The sequence below is a fragment of the Mucilaginibacter achroorhodeus genome, from assembly GCF_007846095.1.
Lineage (GTDB): Bacteria > Bacteroidota > Bacteroidia > Sphingobacteriales > Sphingobacteriaceae > Mucilaginibacter > Mucilaginibacter achroorhodeus.
Genome location: NZ_VOEI01000003.1, coordinates 280,819 through 297,808, shown reverse-complemented (window position 1 = coordinate 297,808; position 16,990 = coordinate 280,819). Strand labels below are relative to the sequence as shown.

Below are 16,990 nucleotides of genomic sequence, written 5' to 3'. Positions count from 1 at the left end.
AATTCGTTTAAACCAGGGCGTATAACATATATGTTACACGGGCTTTTATACGCACGGTGCCGCCATACGGTTGCATGATAAAAAAGATTATCAGTTGATCACCTGATTACAAGGGAAATATGCATGACAACTTACACGTAATAGGTTGATAGTTAAGCGTTGCAAAGAACCTTCAAGCACACTAAGCCGACTATCCAAAGAAAAGATAAGAAACAAAAATTGCTGTTATCACACCGGCAAGATCTGCCAGCAGGCCTGCCGGTATAGCATATCGTGATTTTTTGATACCAACGGAACCGAAATAAAGCGCCACAATATAAAAAGTAGTATCTGCCGAACCGTTGAATACCGAACCAAGTCTACCTGCAAAGCTATCCGGCCCGTAGGTTTGCATGGTACTGATCATCATGGCCTTTGAGCCTGAACCACTTAAGGGCTTCATATAGGCAACAGGTAGCGCATCTACAAAACGCGTGTCGAGGTGCATTTGTACCGCAGCCCATTTTACGCCGCTGTTGAGATAATCAAGTGCGCCACTGGTACGTAGCACGCTTATGGCAACCAGCATGGCAACCAGGTATGGGATGATCTTGATGGTAACATCGAAACCGGATTTTGCGCCATCTATAAAGCTCTCAAATACATTTACCTTTTTACGCATCGCGCCGATAATAAATATCACCGGGATGGCAAAAAGTAAAAAATTGCTGCTCACTTTTGATACCGTGGTAATCTGCGACTTATCGAGCTGTGTAGTAAAAAACCAAACCAGCCCGCCAACAAATAACGTTAAACCGCCAAGCCAGGCAATCACCACCTTATCAAACAAGTTTATTTTTTGCCAGATAGCAACAGCGATCATCCCTACAACTGTAGCTACGTAAGTAGCTATAATGCAAGGCAGTAAAACATCAGCTGGGTCTTTAGCATGAAGTATAAACCGCTGAGCGATAATGGTTACCGGCAACAATTGCAAACCGGACGTATGCAGTACCAAAAACATGATCTGCGCATTAGATGCGGTATCTTTGTTGGGGTTAAGTTCCTGCAAACTTCCCATGGCTTTTAAACCCAGCGGAGTTGCAGCGTTATCTAAACCCAATAAATTAGCTGAGAAGTTCATCATCATTTGGCCGGTTGCAGGGTGATTGCGCGGAACCTCAGGAAACAAACGGCTTAAAAACGGCCCAACAACGCGCGACAAAAAGTTGATGGCACCTGCGCGTTCGCCAATATTGAGGATACCCAGCCAAAGTATCATGTTACCTGCAAGTGGCAAGGCAATATCCATTACCGATGCCTTTGAGCTATCAAACATGCCATCTACCAATAGCTTAAATGCATCAGTATCGCCAAAGAAAACCATTTTGATAAAGGCGATAACAAAGGCAATAATGAAGAAAGCTATCCAGATATAATTTAAGGCCATGATAAATGTTTACAGGGATGAAGATAATCTATTTTGAATAATTAACCGCTTTTAGCAGATTTATACACTGAAATTATATGGAAGACAAAGCCTTTGAATTAGAAAATGCCGTAAATGATTTTGTAGATGCGAAGGCAGAAATCGTTGATTGGGATAATATTGTAAATATGGGGAAGTGGAACAACAAAGAAATTTTGGGTCATTTGATAGATAGTGCAAACGTGAACCTTCAGCGTTTTGTAAGGGCAACCTATGAAGACGGATTTAAGCTTATTTATCATCAGGATGAGTGGGTTGCAGCACAATACTATAGCGAGGCAAGTTCAAAAGACCTCATACAGCTATGGAAGCACCTTAATTATCAAATTGCCAGGGTACTTAAACATTATCCTCCTGAAAGGAGAGTTGCTCTGTGCGATACCGGTAAACACGGAGTCAATTTACATACTGTTGAATTTTTGGCAGCAGATTACATCGAGCACCTGCAGCATCATCTTTATCAAATAAGCTAATGAGTTGCTTTGTGGTAGGTTTTTGAATAAAAGCTTAACTTAGCGCAATAAAAACATTACATATGCCTACTATAAATCTTTCCCGGGTTAGCGGCGATTTTGGTTTTGAAGCCACCGACGAATATGGCCATACCGTAAAAATGGACAGCAGTACAGAAAGCGGAGGCAAGGATTATGGCGTACGCCCAATGCAAATGTTGTTGATGGGTTTGGGCGGATGCAGCGCTATTGATGTGATCACCATATTGAAGAAACAGCGCCAGGATGTTGTTGATTACAAGATGGTTATCAAGGGTGACCGCGAGGCCGGCAAAGAACCGTCATTGTGGGAAGATATTGATCTCGAATTTCATTTATATGGTACTGTTGATGAGGACAAGGCAAAAAAAGCCATTGAACTTTCTTTAGACAAATACTGCTCGGTAGCTGCTACTTTATATAAAGCCGGTGCTGATATTAAATGGGAAGTGATCATCCACCCTGCATCATAGGCAGTTTCGCTCTTCTAATATTCAATATAAATTGTTTCTTTTTTCTGATTTCAAGTGTGTTTAAAACATAGATAGTTTAGGTATTGCATACCTTTTTTGTATAGTTTTAAGGTCACACAAAAGCGATAAAGCTAAAAGTTGTAAGAAGTCGACTTTTGTGCAGGTGTATAATGCGGACATGTGTTAGTGTCAAATCAGCGTTTAAACGCGTAATCAGCTAAACATACTGGTAGTTCAAACTGCTATCACTGCTTAAAAAAACTCTGATGGCATTAATGTTGCCCTTGCCGGAGTAACCTTGAGTGCATTTTCTCAGGAAACCTAAAAACGAGCAACATGAAAACACATCTAAAAAAAGCATCCCTACTGATGACAGGTTTGATGGTTGGCGGAAAATTATTTGCCCAATCGCCAGACACAATGGCAACTAACAAAAATTATGTACAACCATTTTCAGGCGACGGCGCGTTCCGCACGTGGTCTATTGGTGTAAATGGTGGTTTACTTACACCATACACGATCTTTGGTCCTAATGGAAGTCAGGATTTTAGAAACCCAACAAGTCAATTAGGTTATGGCGCTTACATTAAAAAACAAATTTTACCAGCGTTCGGTATCCAGGCCGATTTCTTTAGAGGTAAAGTAAGTGGCGAAAACGGCCAACCGGGAACGCCGGCTGCATTTGAAACCAAGTTAAATTATGCAGCGAGTTTAAGTGCCAATATCACCCTTGCTAATATTAACTGGATGCATCACCAAAGCGCAATCCGCCCATATGTTACAGCAGGCTGGGGTATGATGGGTTACAAACCTGTTTTAAATCCTGATGGCGGTTCTCCTGTTAATTTTAAAAGCAATGACGAGAGCATAACCGAATATTTTATTCCTGTTGGTTTAGGTCTTAAAATTGGTTTAGGATCGGGCGTTAACCTTGATTTGGGTTACAACGTTAATTTTGTTGGCTCTGATAATTTCGATGGCAACAAAACCGGATCAACTAATGATAGGTTCTCTTATGCGCACATTGGTTTAGAGTTCGCTTTAGGTGGCGGCAGAAAACCGGAGTTAGCTTCCTACAACCCGGTTAATTCTATGCGTACAGAGTACTTATGGAAAAATGCGCAAACCAAGCAAATGCTACAAGCACAAATTGATGCTGAAAAAGCAAATAGTGCACAGCTAAGAAGTGATTTAGATGCAACCAAAGCAGATTTGGCTAAACTAACCACTGATAGCGATGGCGACGGTGTAGTTGATGTAAACGACAAATGCCCTAACACACCTGCAGGTACTGCAGTGGACGGTTCTGGTTGTCCGTTGGCTAAACCGGTAGTAGTTGTTACCGAAGAAGACCGCCGTGTAGTGAACGAAGCAATCAAAAATCTTGAGTTCGACTTAGGTAAAGCTACCATTCGCGCTAAATCATACCCAAGTTTGGAGAGAGTAGCCCGCTTATTGGTTGATAAAAACTTCAGCTTGAAATTAGCAGGTCACACTGATAACACCGGTTCTAAAGACTTAAACATGCGTTTATCTAAAGACCGTGCAGAATCTGTTAAAACATTCCTTGTTGAGAAAGGTGCAAATCCATCTCGTATCGAGGCTACAGGTTACGGTCAAACTCAACCTATTGCAAGTAACAAAACTGCAGCAGGTCGTCAGAAAAACCGTCGTGTAGAGTTTACTCTTTACTAAGCAACAAATACTGTTAAACAAGAAAGCCGCTCTTCAATAAAGAGTGGCTTTCTTGTTTTGTAGAGCATTGGAATTAAAACGAGAAAAAGTCTTCTAATCCGCCCATGTAGGTTTCGTTCCAGCCCTCCGTAATATCATCGTAGGCCTCGTCGGGGATGTTTGTATGTCTTAATTCAACAGATGTACCATGTTTGTCAGGATGGAGTTTAATGGTCACAATTGACTCTTCCGGCTGGCCATCGAAATACCATTGTTGAACAATTTTTTTATTCTGTTCAAATTCCAGGTTTTTGCCAACGATCGCACCTTCCCAAAGAGAGAATTCAGATCCGGGCTCGGCTGACATCTCCGCAGATTCCCCCGTCCATAATTGAATAGTTAGAGGGTTTGTCAATGCCATGTACAGTTCTTCGGGTGTGGCAGGTATAACGTAATATTTTTTGTAATCTTTCACTTGCGCAAGTTAGCAAGAAAACAATTAAACGATGCTATTTTGCCCCGATTGGTAAAACGGTTCGGTTATATACTTCATTTAGTACGTTGGCAATACCGGTGTAAATGGCAGATAGTCCGCATATTATTCCTTCAAAGCCTGCAAAATGCTTTACGGTTTCGTTTCCGCTGGCATCGCCCCAAACCAATAAGAAAAAAAGAATTGTCAATGATGCAAAGACAAACTGTAATGCCCTGCTCAATTTAAGCGTGCCAAAAAATAAGCATAAAGTGAAAACTCCCCATATTGACAGGTAAGCGCACATTGCTGTTTCTGATGGTTTTGGTGCCCAACCAAGTTTAGGCGTCACAATCAAGCCTACTAATGACAACCAGAAAAAACCATAAGATGTAAAAGCTGTTAAACCGAATGTATTGTTCTTTTTAACTTCAACGATGCCGGCTATTATTTGAGCGAGGCCTCCGTAAAATATGCCCATTGCCAGTATCATAGCATTCATGTCAAAAAATCCTGCGTTATGGATGTTCAACAAAACGGTGGTGAGACCAAATGCGCAAAGCCCCAAAGGAGCAGGATTGGCAATTTCGTTTTTGACGGCGACAGGTGTGGTTGGTATCATAATAATTAAGGTTAAATTGGTTTATAATGCAATCTAAACAAAATCAATTAACAAACATAGCGTTTTAAGCGTTACTAAAACGTGTTAGCAAAAATAATATGGCGCAAGAAGAAATACAGAAATTGGTGCTGTTACGCCACGGAGAGAGTATTTACAACCTGGAAAACCGCTTTACAGGTTGGACAGATGTAGACCTATCCGAAAACGGTTTACAGCAAGCCATAGAAGCCGGTAAACTACTTGCCGAAAAAGGGTACACGTTTGATATCGGTTTTACATCTGTACTAAAACGGAGTATTAAAACCATGCATTTTGCCTTGGAGCAAATGGATAATCTTTGGATACCGATTCATAAATCATGGCGTTTAAATGAGCGTTTTTATGGTGCGCTTCAGGGCTTAAACAAAGATGAAACCGTTGCGCAATATGGAGAGGAGCAGGTACATAAATGGCGTCGATTCCCGCATGAGCACCCACCTGCTATTACCGAGCAGGATGAACGCTTTCCCGGCCATTACTTGCGCTACCGTGACCTAACATACCGCGAATTACCTTTAACAGAGAATTTAAGTGAGACCATGGTGCGTGCCTTACCGTTCTGGCACGAGAGTATTGTGCCGGCAATTCGCGAAAACAAAAAGGTGATCATTTGCGCGCACGGCAATAGCTTAAGAGCACTGGTGCAATATATTGAAAACCTTAGTGATGATGATGTTGCAAAGCTGGATATTCCAACAGCAACTCCCTTAATTTACGAATTGGACGAAAGACTAAATTGCATCAGGCATTATTACCTAGATAGTGAGGGGTGAGTGGTCGATAAGAGGTTTACCTTGTGATTAAATTTTCAATCACTCCCAACTTAATGTTGTCTATTCACTAATTAATACCCTAATCCCCAGTCCTTACCCTTATCAACTGCAGGCACGCCTTTATCCATCCAAACCGGCATTGGTGCACCTTTTAAGTAATGATCAAAAAACTGTGCTTCTCGTACAGTGATGTCTTTGCGGTTTTGACGTTTTACGAGGTTGTGGGCCTCATCATTGTACTGCAGAAGCCACACCGGCTTACCTAAACGGCGAAGGGCAGTAAACATTTCTATACCCTGGTACCACGGCACAGCGCCATCGGCATCGTTGCTCATGATAACAACAGGCGTTTTAACTTTGGGTAATTGAAATAATGGTGAGTTTTCAATGTACAGTTCCGGCTTATCCCAAAGGGTAGCGCCAATACGGCTTTGTGTTTTTTCATACTGAAACTGCCTGTTAACACCGCTTTCCCAGCGAATGCCACCGTAGGCTGATGTCATGTTGGCAACGGGCGCCCCTGCCCAGGCCGCTGCATACATATTAGTTTGAGTAATGAGGTAGGCCACTTGGTAGCCACCCCAGCTTTGCCCTTGTATGCCTATATGGCTCCCATCAACCCAAGGATTTTTCTTCAATGCTTCGACACCTGAGTTGATGTATTCTACGGCTGATGCTCCCGGATGCCCCGCCTCATAACTAATATCCGGCGCAAAAACCAGATAGCCGTTACTTACAAACCAGCTAATAGGTAACCTTGAAGGGGTAGGCGCAGGTGGAATATAGTTATACAAACCATCTGTAAGCTTTTCATAAAAATAAGCAATTAGCGAGTAACGTTTTGACGGATCAAAATTTTCCGGCTTGTATAAAATACCTCTGGATTTATGTCCTTTCGGCGTAGTCCATTCCACCAATTCGGCAGTGCCCCAATTATATTTTGTTTGCTGCGGATTAATATCGCTGAGCTTCACCTCCTGCTTTAGATTGCCGGAAACGTAAAGGTCTGGTGATTTTGTGTAGCTTTCCTTTGTATAGATAAATACATCGGCATCTTTAGCTTTTAAAAGATCGCTGTATTTCATGGCTTCCATGGTTACTAATTTGGGCTCACCTTCGCCTGCTATAGGTTTGGTATAGTAACCCCATCGTTTTGTTTTATCGTCCTGGGCAATCAACCATAATGTAGATTTGGTTGGGATGAACTTCTCATCCGGGTCGGCTGGATTGTACCTGAATTCAATTTTATTGCGCCTGCCTGTTGCATCTGTAAAGTTGTTGGCGCGGCCTGTAGTAGGGTCTATCTTCCAGATGTCGTACCTGTCGTAGATCAGAACGTGCTTGTCCCTGGCTTCCCAACCCGCAACCCCGTACGATGAAGGATCATCCGGTACATCATTTTCTTCATCTCCAAGTTTGGTGGTAATGGCTGATGTGATATTTTTTTTCTTGCCGGTGTTCACATCGTAAGTGAACCACTTTTGCATCCCACTATCAAACCAAAGCACAAAGTTGCCGTCAGGTGAAATACTATAACGAGCTTTAAGTCTGTCATTGATCCTTTGTCGCTGGCCGGTAGTGGTATTTATGAGGTAAGCTATCTGCTGTGAGCTACCTTCCCATTGCGATTGTACACGGGCGCCGGTATCTGTAAGGCCTAAAGCAAAGGGGGCATCCTTATTATTATCAGCCAGCATAATATCGCGTACACCAACATCGCCCAGCTGTATCACTTTACGTGAAGCTTCTTTTAAATTAATAACCGCCTGGTAGCTCCGTTTAAGATCGCGCTGAAGGTTTTTTAGTTGCTGCGGCTGCAGGTAATCATCTTTATAATTCCAGACATCTAAACGGGCATGTTCAAAATCCACGAGTGTGGTATCTACAAGTTTAGGAATTGGGGCCGTTCCAAAAAAAAGCTTAGCGCCACTCTTGCTAAATTGAATGCGGGCATCACCACTTACCGACCATTTCAGAGGCATGCCGGCGCTGCCTTCCGCTGCAATCACAACGGCGCTATCCTTTCCCTGGCTGTAATAATAAAGTTTAAATGGCTTCACCTGAGCTTTCTCAGGATTTTTCTCCGCAGCAAAGGCTAATTGCTTACCATGATCATCAAATGCTATGCTTTTATAATTGCCTTTACCTGTGCTCAACAGCTTTACTACATTATGATCAACATCGTAGATGAACAAACCGGACTGAACACTTTTATTTTTCTTAGGAGCAGTTACCGAGTAGGCAAGCCATTTACCATTTTTACTAAGTTGGAAGTCACTAACGTTTTGAAACTGCCTTGTTTTACCGTTCGGTAACTTCTGCACGGTAAGTTCTGCACCCTCTTTAACAGGTGGCGCGATAGTATTAGCTATGGATTTTTTTGAAGTATCGGACGTAGCCGGTTTCTTCAACGTATCAGTAGGAGATAGGAAGGCTATCACTGCCGACTTTTCTGCTATTTTGAAAGTTTTAATAGCAGGAATTTTTTGAATCCTACCGTCTGTAAGCGACATGATACCCAAAGTATCCTTTGGGAACTCAGCCGGCTTTTTCTTTTTGATCTTTGCCTGTCTTAAATCTTTATAAAAAGGACGTATTAAAAAAACAGCATATTTGTTGTCTGATGTGAACCGTACGGTGTCGGCCCTTGCTATGCTTGTTTTGTTCTTACCATTGCTGTTTACCACATGTAGCGTTGCATCACCTTCCTGTGGCTTAACCACAAAAGCAACCCATTTGCCATTATCGCTTACACGCTGGGCTGTTACGTTCTGCCATCCATCAAATACGTTAAAATCGAGCGGCTTTTTTTGAGAATAAGAATAGAATGGAATTATCGATAAGGCAAAGAGTAGAAGTTTCTTCATGCTATAGTATTGCTGCTTAAATATCAAAAAATTAAATTTACGCCCCGAATTGAAATGAAAAAGTTACAGTTAGTGGATAAATGATTTTATCTAAAACATTTACTTAGCTTTACAATTTAACCATAAACAATTTACATCTACATGCCTGAGAAAACGATCCCGCAGCCACTTTATCATAAATATCTGGAGGGTGGTGGCGAGATGGGAGAACGGATCCGCACATTTGATTGGTCTGCTACTACTTTAGGAACGCCTGATACCTGGCCGCAAAGCTTGTTGCTTACAGTAAGCACAATGCTACGTTCCCGTTTCCCGATGTTCTTGTTTTGGGGTAGACATCATATCCAATTTTACAACGACGCCTACCGGCCAAGTTTGGGGGCATCAGGTAAACACCCGTCGGCTTTGGGTCGTAGTGGCAAAGAAAGCTGGCAGGAAATATGGTCGGCAGTTGAACCGCAGATCGAGCGATCCCTGCATGGCGAATCGACTTACAGCGAAAATGAGCTGGTACCGATGTTTAGGGATGGCAAGATCGATGAAGTTTACTGGACCTACAGTTACAGCCCCGTAATAACAGAAGATGGTACATCGGGCGGTGCATTGGTAATATGCCATGAGACCACTACAAACGTAAAGGCATTAAAGACCATAGATGAAACGGCAACTCAATTGCAATTTGCTATTGAGGCAGCAGAACTGGGCACTTGGGAACTTGACCCTAAAACCAATAGGTTCGTAGCCAATAAGCGTGTAGCTGATTGGTTTGGCTTGCCGCATACCCCGGAAATTGCATTGTCCAGCGCAATTGAAGCCATAGTGCCTGAAGATAGGGAGCGCGTTAGCAATGCTATCGTCGATACTATGAAAGCCGGCTCTGACGGTAATTATGATATTTCTTATACCGTTAACAGTTTGCAGTCTGGTGAGCGGAGGGTAGTGCGGGCTAAAGGCAAGGTGATCTTTGATCAGGGTGGTGAAGCCACCCGGTTTAGCGGAACCTTGCAGGATATTACGGATGATGTAGAAATTGAAAAGCGTAAAGATGAGTTCATCAGCGTTGCCAGTCACGAATTAAAAACGCCTATCACATCATTAAATGCATCGTTACAAATTTTGCAGAAGCTGGTTAAAACAGAGCCTGTATCTGATAAATTTAAAACCTTTACTGCAAAGGCAGGCAATAACTTGAATAAGCTTGTACATCTGTTAGACGACTTGCTCAATGTTACCAAGATACAGCAGGGGCAACTGGCGCTAAGCAAAAACAGATTTAACCTTTCTGAATTGGTTAGAGACAGTTGTGACCATATCAGTCAAGGCAGCGATCATGAGATATCTATTAACGGTACTGATGAATTGTTCGTTTATGCAGATTATCGCCGTATTGACCAGGTACTGGTAAACTTTGTTGGCAACGCTATCAAATATTCGCCACAATCAAAAAAGATAGATATTACCCTTGAGCAGGTAGGTAGCGATGCAAGAGTGATTGTAAAGGATTACGGCATCGGTATTAACCCTGAGAAATTGCCGCATTTGTTTGACAGGTACTACCGTGTTGATGCGCTTGGTCACCAATTCTCGGGCCTGGGCCTTGGATTGTACATTAGTTCAGACATCATCAAACGCCATGACGGCAATATAGGAGTAGAAAGCCAGTGGGGTGAGGGGAGCCAGTTTTGGTTTACTCTGCCGATAGATTAGTAAGAGCTGGGAAAATTAACAAAAGATGTTTGCTGCTCTTGGCCAAATAAGCGTTTAAAAACGGACTTTATTTTTGCCAATAGCTTGTTTAAAAAGCCTGATGGTTGAGTAGTGTTGCGTGGATTTAGGTTCTCATCTCTGCCCGGAAAATCTTGTGTAGCCATTTCCTCAAGTACAAAACGCCTAACGCCGGCATCCCGGTTTATGATCTCATCCATTTCAGCAAGGTCTTTTAATGTGGTTTGTCCGTTCTTGTGCTTTGTCCACAAAACCTCAAACCGCTCCTGCGATAAAGTACGCCTTATAATATACCTTGTTTCTTTCATGCTTTGGTATGTATTACCCATGCATCAAAGTAAATGCCATTGTTATAAATATTTAACAATCAATACCTTAACTATATATAACAATTTGTATTGCGCGGAATTGTTACACTAAATTGTTCGCTATTGAACGCCCGCTTACGGCATAAAAAAACAGCATTGATGAGTCAATGCTGTTTTTTATGAGTGTTATTTTAGTAAGATTTTATTCCTTTAAATATCCTGTTCCAACGTATATGGTTTAATCCGCTACCGGCACTGTCTGTGCTCATCCATACAACTTTTGCCTTACCAACAATGTGATCCTCCGGCACAAAACCCCAATAGCGCGAATCTTCAGAATTGTGGCGGTTATCGCCCATCATCCAGTAATAATCCATTTTAAAGGTATAGCTATCTGCAGGCTTGCCATTGATAACTATGTTATTGCCGTTCCTTTCAATTTTATTATGCTCATAAGCTTCAATAGCATGGCTGTAAAGCGCCATGGTAGAATCATTCAGTTTAATGGTCATACCTCGCTTAGGAAGGGTCAAAGGGCCAAAATTATCCTGGCTCCATTTGAATCTTTCATTATGCGGAAAGATCTGTGCGTTGTATTCTCCTGCGGGCTCTATAACCTCTTTTATTGATTTAATATTGGAGTAACTCTTTAATTCAGCCAAACTTGCCGGCGGGATGATCATCTCATAAAGGCTTGGGCTGTATTGCAATCTGACATCTATTTTAAGATTACTGATCATATCTGGGTTAAGGTCTGTTCCATCTGTTGTCACCATGTATGATGTTTGGCCTTCAGGTGCAAGCGGTTCATATTTTCCGTTTGCGTATACTTTGCCATTTTTTATTTCAATAACGTCACCGGCAACACCAACGCAGCGCTTGATAAAGTGCGCGCGCATATCTACCGGGCGGGGTACAACCTCACCTGGGTAATTGAAAACAACGGCATCACCTCTTTCAACATTGCCTAAACCCGGCAAGCGGTGGTAACCCAGCTGCCAGCCGTCCCAATACGTTTTTACTTTGCCGTCAAAAATGGTCGACTCCAGAAATGGGATAGATATCGGCGTCATGGGCATGCGCGCACCGTAAGCAATCTTACTTACAAAGAGATAGTCGCCTGTAAGCAAACTACCTTCCATAGATGCTGATGGAATGGCATACGCCGAGAACAGTAAACAGCGAATAATGGTAGAAGCAACAACTGCAAAAACAATAGCGTCAACCCATTCACGGAAAACGCTTTTACGCGGTTTATCAGCTGCTTTTTTTCTCGAAAAAAATTTCCAGTTCATATGGCTGCAATTTAGATTTAAGAATGCGTAGTTATTGGAGCGCAGCAAAGCTAATTTGTTACAAACTTTTGTATGATTATTTTATATCTTGAGCGCCCAAACATTTGCCAAATATTATGCTAAGACGCAACTTCATTAAACTGTCATCAACAGTTTTAGCAGCAACACTTTACAGCCGTATTACTTACGCAACTGCAGGTGGCGTACAACTTGTTAATGACCCTGATGAAGTTTGGGCAATGGCAGATGGCGATTGGTTTATGCTTAAACGCCGGGGAAATGAGTTCTCGGATAAAGGGATAACTATAGAGATCAAATCAAACAGCAATTCTAAAGGTGTTTATATTCAATCACCAACTGCTGATCTGAAAGGTGTGCGTTTGGTTTGGAAATATCAAACCAGGCAATACGGCAAAGTACTTGGCGACCACTGGGAACGTTCTTACGGCGACTTAGGCTGGAAAGCCCCTGATGCTGATACAAAAAAACCGTGGTATGTAATGCTGCACGATGATAAGCAAACTGCGGGTTTTGGCGTAAAAACCGGATGCAGTACAATTTGCTGGTGGGGTATTAAGCCCGATACAATAGCGTTGACCTTAGATACCCAATCCGGGGGGGAAGGTGTTAAGTTAGGTAACCGTAAATTACATGGCGCGGACATTGTAACTACGATGAGTCGTGCAGGCGAGAATGCGTTTGCTACCACAACCCGTTTCTGCAAAATGATGTGCGAGCGCCCTCGTTTGCCAAAACAGCCTGTATACGGTATAAATGATTGGTATTTTGCTTATGGTAACAATTCGCAAAAATTTATCAATGAGTTTACCAAAGCCATGTCTGAATTTGCCGCGAGTGGCAACAAGCCATTCTCTGTAATTGATGATGGCTGGGAGCAGGCTGATGATTTCTCAAAACATAACGAGAAATTTGAGGATATGGCTAAAATGGCTGGCGAAATAAAAGTTATGGGTATGCGCCCCGGCTTATGGACAAGGCCGTTGATAGCCCGCTTAGATACCCCTAAAAGCAGATTGGCGCCAACGATAAAAAACCGCGATGATGTGAAATCGCCGATTTTAGACCCATCGATACAGGAAAACATTGAGCAGATTAAACATAACATATCCTTGTACCGGCAATGGGGTTATGAAATGGTGAAGCACGATTTTAGCTCATGGGACATATTTGGCAGGTGGGGGATGCAAATGGGAAAAGACCTTACGCAACCGGGTTGGCACTTTGCCGATCAAACTAAAACCAATGCGGAGATCATCCTGAATATGTACAGGGCTATCCGGGAAAGTGCCGGTAATATGTACCTCATCGGTTGTAATACCATGAGCCATTTATCGGCCGGTTTGTTTGAGCTGAACCGAATTGGTGATGACACCAGCGGCAAAGAGTGGGAGCGTACCCGTAAAATGGGCGTTAATACGCTGGCATACAGGCTGCCACAGAACAATACCTTTTACGCCGCTGATGGTGATTGTGTGGGTATAACCAAAGATGTTGCATGGCACAGGACCAAGCAATGGCTGCAATTAGTGGCGCAAAGCGGATCGCCTTTATTTATTTCTGCTGATCCATCTTTCCTGAATGCCGAACACAAAGTTGCTATCAGGAGAGCCTTCGCGGAAGCGGCTAAACCGCAGCCTGTTGGTGAACCCCTCGATTGGATGGAAACCAATCAACCCACCAAATGGAAGCTTGACGGGAAGGTTGTTACATTTGATTGGAGCTAAACAGCTTAAACCGTAAGCGCCAGCATTACAGCGCTCATTGCTATCATCAAACCGTCTTCGATAATGGTTATGGTGCTCATGGGCAGATTAAACACCGATCCTAAACAAGCGCATTTGATCGCTCTTTTATTGAACACGCTTTGCAGTACACCGATGATGCTCACTACCATCACAATTAGTGTAACTAAATTGGTTATAAAGGGATTAAAATTTATAGCATAGGCTACTCCCAAACCCAGCTCTACAAATACGTATACATAACCCCAGGCGCGTACCTTTTTAGCAACAATATCGTACATGGCATAGCTATCGGCAAACGAGGAAATATCCAGCATCTTAAAAAATGAAAAGATGAGGAAGAAGCCGCCCATAAATATACGCATGCCCATCATCCAGTCGCCACCGTTAGTTGCGGTGATGAGTATTGATAAGCCGGTTATATAAGCGAATATCAAAAGCACAGGTTTGTAGGTTTGCACAAATGATCTGTTGTCTGCCTCATCTGCAATAACCGGAACAGCAGCCGTTTTATGCGTGTTTACTTCTGTAAGCGTGTACTTAGGATAATCCGCCAGGGCGGCTTTTAATTCAGCTGCATCTACATGGCGCGACATGGTAACATCTCCCGTTCCTTTTTCAAGATCAATATTAACATCAGTTACACCGGGCACCTTGCCAAGCAGCGTTTGTACTTTATACTGGCAGCCGGCACAGGTCATGCCGGTTATATTATAGGTATGTGTCATCTTTAATAATTTTATGATACAAAGATACCTAACCGGTTGTTGCACTCTTTACATAATTACAGGAAAGGTTTATAACTTTTACAGGTCCTCAATATTGCGGCGTTTATTTTCTTTAAGTGAACGATAAAAAGAAGGAGTGAGGCCGGTTTGCTTTTTAAATTGCGAGGATAAATGCGCCACGCTGCTGTATCCTAATTCATTAGCAATTTGTGATAAAGTAAGTTCATCATACATGATCAGCTCCTTAACTTTTTCAATCTTTTGGGCAATAAAGTATTTCTCAATGGTACCACCTTCTATCTCCGAAAAAAGATTACTTAGGTAACCGTAATCTAAATTCAACTTGTCTGAAAGATAGGTGGAGAGATTAACGCCGTGCAATCCATCACCGTGGTGGATGAGGCCGACGATGGTATTTTTAATTTGTTCTATGATGCGGCCCCTGCGATCATCTATCAATTCAAAACCCAGATGCTTCAGGTTTTCATTGAGCTCCGTTAGGGTTGCCTCAGATGGGTCGCCGGCAATATCAACTTCGCCCAACTCAATTGATAGGGGTTTTAATCCTGCCTTTTCAAGCTCGGCCGTCACCGCCATTTTACAACGGCTGCACACCATATTTTTGATAAAGAGTTTCATTGATACCTGCTAAATTAAATATTTAGCTATAGCATGGTTAGGCTTAACGTTTTTTGTTGCTTAAATTTACTTACCAATTATTTACTGCTATGCAAAACCAACCTGCATTTACAGCTCAGGAACTTAAAGCCTATCAGAGCGACGGCTACCTCATTGTCCGTAACTTTTGTTCACCGGAAGAGATTGACAGGCTTTATAGTACTGCTTTGAACGATGATGCCATGAGCAAAAATGCTTTGGATCTGAACGATCAAAGCGGTAAGAAAACGCGCCTTTCGCTTTGGTTTACGCCGGGTAATGATGTATTTGGTTATTTGACCAGAAGTGAAAAAATGATTAACCGCGTTGCGGAGTTGTTAGATGGCGATGCCCCGGTCTGTCATTTCCACTCTAAGCTGATGCAAAAAGAGCCGCGTGTTGGCGGCGCCTGGGAGTGGCATCAGGATTATGGCTATTGGTACAAAAATCAATTTATGTTTCCGGATCAGCTGATGAGCGTAATGGTTGCGCTAACGGCTGCAAATAAAGAGAATGGATGTTTGCAGGTGATCAAAGGCTCGCACAAATTAGGCCGCGTTAACCACGGTTTTGCAGGCGAGCAGGTAGGTGCCGATATGGTGATGGTGAACAATGCGCTGCAGACTATGCCGATTGTGTACTGTGAATTACAGCCCGGTGATGCATTGTTCTTTCACAGCAACCTTTTGCACCGCTCTGAAGCAAACTTATCAGATGCGCCGCGCTGGAGCATTATTTCATGTTACTCGCTGCAAAGTAACCTGGCCTATGCAGAAACGTCTACGTCGTGGAAAACGCCGATAGACGTGGTACCAGACGACGCGGTACTGAATTGGCAGGCAGAATCGTTATCTAATAACGACTTTCTCGCAAAAGAAAACGATCCGGCACTTAAAGAAACAGGATGGGAGAAGTAGCTCGAAAGCCCTCAATGATCATTTCTTAGATGCCTTGGCCATCTTGTTGAAGGCCAGGGACAGCTTGATCCAGTGGTCAAAATCGGTGGGCCTTACCCAGGCCGGTTCTTCTACGTAGATATAATCTTTCATAACGCGCCCGCCACGGTTCATGATGCTTACGGCATTTTGTTCTGCAGCAGCTTCTGCAATTGCTGCACCAACGCGGCACATCATGTGGGTATCTTTAACGCAGATACACATTTTATCATCAACCATAAAGCAAACGCCGCCAAACATGGCTTTCTCTTCTACCGATGGTAGCTCCATCAATGCCTCGCGTACCTTGTTCAAAAGAGCTTCATAGTATGCCATTATTCTATGGTTATTTCGTCGGCAAAAATGTATGAGGAGATGCCTTTGCTTTCGTGCCACTCAGGCAGTGGGCCATACTGTTTGGCTATCACCTTAATGTATCGAGAATACTTAACGATAGGCGCAGTATATTCCTGTGTTTGTGGTTCAAGGCTATCCGGGGCTATCTTAGTTTTTATTGTTGCAGCAAGTTTGTAGTTTTTGCCATCATCAGATAGCCAGTACTCAACTGCTTTTGGGAATATGATCCATGAGCGGCTGTCTTGCAAAGCACCAAAGCTCACTTGCTTTACCGGCTTAACTTTGCCCATGTCTAAAACCACCTCAACGTCTTTACCCTGGTAGCCTTGCCAGTTACCTATGC

At 42.8% G+C, this 16,990-nt stretch carries 17 protein-coding genes; 7 read left to right on the top strand and 10 right to left on the bottom strand.

Annotated elements, in window-relative coordinates:
• Positions 1-190 precede the first annotated feature (190 nt).
• Positions 191-1,429 (bottom strand): nucleoside recognition domain-containing protein, encoded by a 1,239-nt coding sequence (locus FPZ42_RS11035; RefSeq protein WP_146271306.1) that lies wholly within the window; start codon positions 1,427-1,429, stop codon positions 191-193.
• A 77-nt stretch (positions 1,430-1,506) separates the two neighbouring features.
• On the opposite strand from FPZ42_RS11035, the gene FPZ42_RS11030 reads away from it, so the two are divergent.
• From FPZ42_RS11030 to FPZ42_RS11020, 3 genes are all read left to right on the top strand, one after another.
• A complete protein-coding gene (locus tag FPZ42_RS11030; RefSeq protein ID WP_146271304.1) occupies positions 1,507-1,941 on the top strand; it encodes a DinB family protein in 435 nt (144 codons plus the stop codon).
• Between the two features lie 62 nt (positions 1,942-2,003).
• Complete coding sequence (locus FPZ42_RS11025) at positions 2,004-2,432, top strand: OsmC family protein (protein ID WP_146271301.1); 429 nt, start codon at positions 2,004-2,006, stop codon at positions 2,430-2,432.
• Positions 2,433-2,768: 336 nt separating this feature from the next.
• On the top strand, positions 2,769-4,127 hold the full coding sequence (locus FPZ42_RS11020) for an OmpA family protein (RefSeq protein WP_146271299.1): 1,359 nt from the start codon (positions 2,769-2,771) through the stop codon (positions 4,125-4,127).
• 73 nt (positions 4,128-4,200) lie between these two features.
• Here the strand turns inward: FPZ42_RS11020 and FPZ42_RS11015 are convergent, their stop codons facing one another.
• A complete protein-coding gene (locus FPZ42_RS11015) occupies positions 4,201-4,581 on the bottom strand; it encodes an SRPBCC domain-containing protein (RefSeq protein ID WP_146271297.1) in 381 nt (126 codons plus the stop codon).
• 34 nt (positions 4,582-4,615) lie between these two features.
• Complete coding sequence (locus tag FPZ42_RS11010) at positions 4,616-5,200, bottom strand: acetate uptake transporter (protein WP_146271295.1); 585 nt, start codon at positions 5,198-5,200, stop codon at positions 4,616-4,618.
• 98 nt (positions 5,201-5,298) lie between these two features.
• On the opposite strand from FPZ42_RS11010, the gene gpmA reads away from it, so the two are divergent.
• A complete protein-coding gene (gene gpmA / locus FPZ42_RS11005) occupies positions 5,299-6,012 on the top strand; it encodes a 2,3-diphosphoglycerate-dependent phosphoglycerate mutase (RefSeq protein WP_261382277.1) in 714 nt (237 codons plus the stop codon).
• Between the two features lie 71 nt (positions 6,013-6,083).
• Here gpmA and FPZ42_RS11000 read toward each other — a convergent pair whose 3' ends face one another.
• Complete coding sequence (locus FPZ42_RS11000; RefSeq protein WP_146271293.1) at positions 6,084-8,879, bottom strand: S9 family peptidase; 2,796 nt, start codon at positions 8,877-8,879, stop codon at positions 6,084-6,086.
• 141 nt (positions 8,880-9,020) lie between these two features.
• Between FPZ42_RS11000 and FPZ42_RS10995 the strand changes: the two genes are divergently transcribed.
• Entirely contained in the window at positions 9,021-10,586 is a 1,566-nt protein-coding gene (locus tag FPZ42_RS10995) for a PAS domain-containing sensor histidine kinase (protein ID WP_146271291.1), read from the top strand.
• Here the strand turns inward: FPZ42_RS10995 and FPZ42_RS10990 are convergent.
• Both FPZ42_RS10990 and lepB read right to left on the bottom strand, forming a co-directional pair.
• Positions 10,583-10,933 carry a hypothetical protein gene (locus tag FPZ42_RS10990; protein ID WP_146271289.1) on the bottom strand — a complete coding sequence of 117 codons (351 nt, stop codon included), beginning with the start codon at positions 10,931-10,933 and terminating at the stop codon, positions 10,583-10,585. The two genes, FPZ42_RS10995 and FPZ42_RS10990, sit on opposite strands and share 4 nt — an antisense overlap.
• Before the next feature lie 170 nt (positions 10,934-11,103).
• A complete protein-coding gene (gene lepB, locus FPZ42_RS10985; RefSeq protein WP_146271287.1) occupies positions 11,104-12,207 on the bottom strand; it encodes a signal peptidase I in 1,104 nt (367 codons plus the stop codon).
• 116 nt (positions 12,208-12,323) lie between these two features.
• Between lepB and FPZ42_RS10980 the strand changes: the two genes are divergently transcribed.
• A complete protein-coding gene (locus FPZ42_RS10980) occupies positions 12,324-13,952 on the top strand; it encodes a hypothetical protein (RefSeq protein WP_146271285.1) in 1,629 nt (542 codons plus the stop codon).
• A 5-nt stretch (positions 13,953-13,957) separates the two neighbouring features.
• Here FPZ42_RS10980 and FPZ42_RS10975 read toward each other — a convergent pair whose 3' ends face one another.
• Both FPZ42_RS10975 and FPZ42_RS10970 read right to left on the bottom strand, forming a co-directional pair.
• The gene (locus FPZ42_RS10975; RefSeq protein WP_146271283.1) at positions 13,958-14,698 is read right to left on the bottom strand and encodes a heavy-metal-associated domain-containing protein; all 741 of its coding nucleotides are present in this window, start codon (positions 14,696-14,698) and stop codon (positions 13,958-13,960) included.
• Positions 14,699-14,776: 78 nt separating this feature from the next.
• On the bottom strand, positions 14,777-15,337 hold the full coding sequence (locus tag FPZ42_RS10970; protein ID WP_146271281.1) for an AraC family transcriptional regulator: 561 nt from the start codon (positions 15,335-15,337) through the stop codon (positions 14,777-14,779).
• A gap of 89 nt (positions 15,338-15,426) precedes the next feature.
• Here FPZ42_RS10970 and FPZ42_RS10965 point away from each other — a divergent pair, with 89 nt between their 5' ends.
• Positions 15,427-16,272 carry a phytanoyl-CoA dioxygenase family protein gene (locus tag FPZ42_RS10965; RefSeq protein ID WP_146271280.1) on the top strand — a complete coding sequence of 282 codons (846 nt, stop codon included), beginning with the start codon at positions 15,427-15,429 and terminating at the stop codon, positions 16,270-16,272.
• An 18-nt stretch (positions 16,273-16,290) separates the two neighbouring features.
• Here the strand turns inward: FPZ42_RS10965 and FPZ42_RS10960 are convergent, their stop codons facing one another.
• Together FPZ42_RS10960 and FPZ42_RS10955 are read right to left on the bottom strand one after the other, a co-directional pair.
• Entirely contained in the window at positions 16,291-16,626 is a 336-nt protein-coding gene (locus FPZ42_RS10960) for a TfoX/Sxy family protein (protein WP_146271278.1), read from the bottom strand.
• Positions 16,626-16,988, bottom strand: a complete 363-nt coding sequence (locus FPZ42_RS10955) for a discoidin domain-containing protein (RefSeq protein WP_261382278.1) — start codon at positions 16,986-16,988, stop codon at positions 16,626-16,628. Before FPZ42_RS10955 ends, FPZ42_RS10960 begins: the two co-directional genes overlap by 1 nt.
• Between the last annotated feature and the right edge of the window lie 2 nt (positions 16,989-16,990).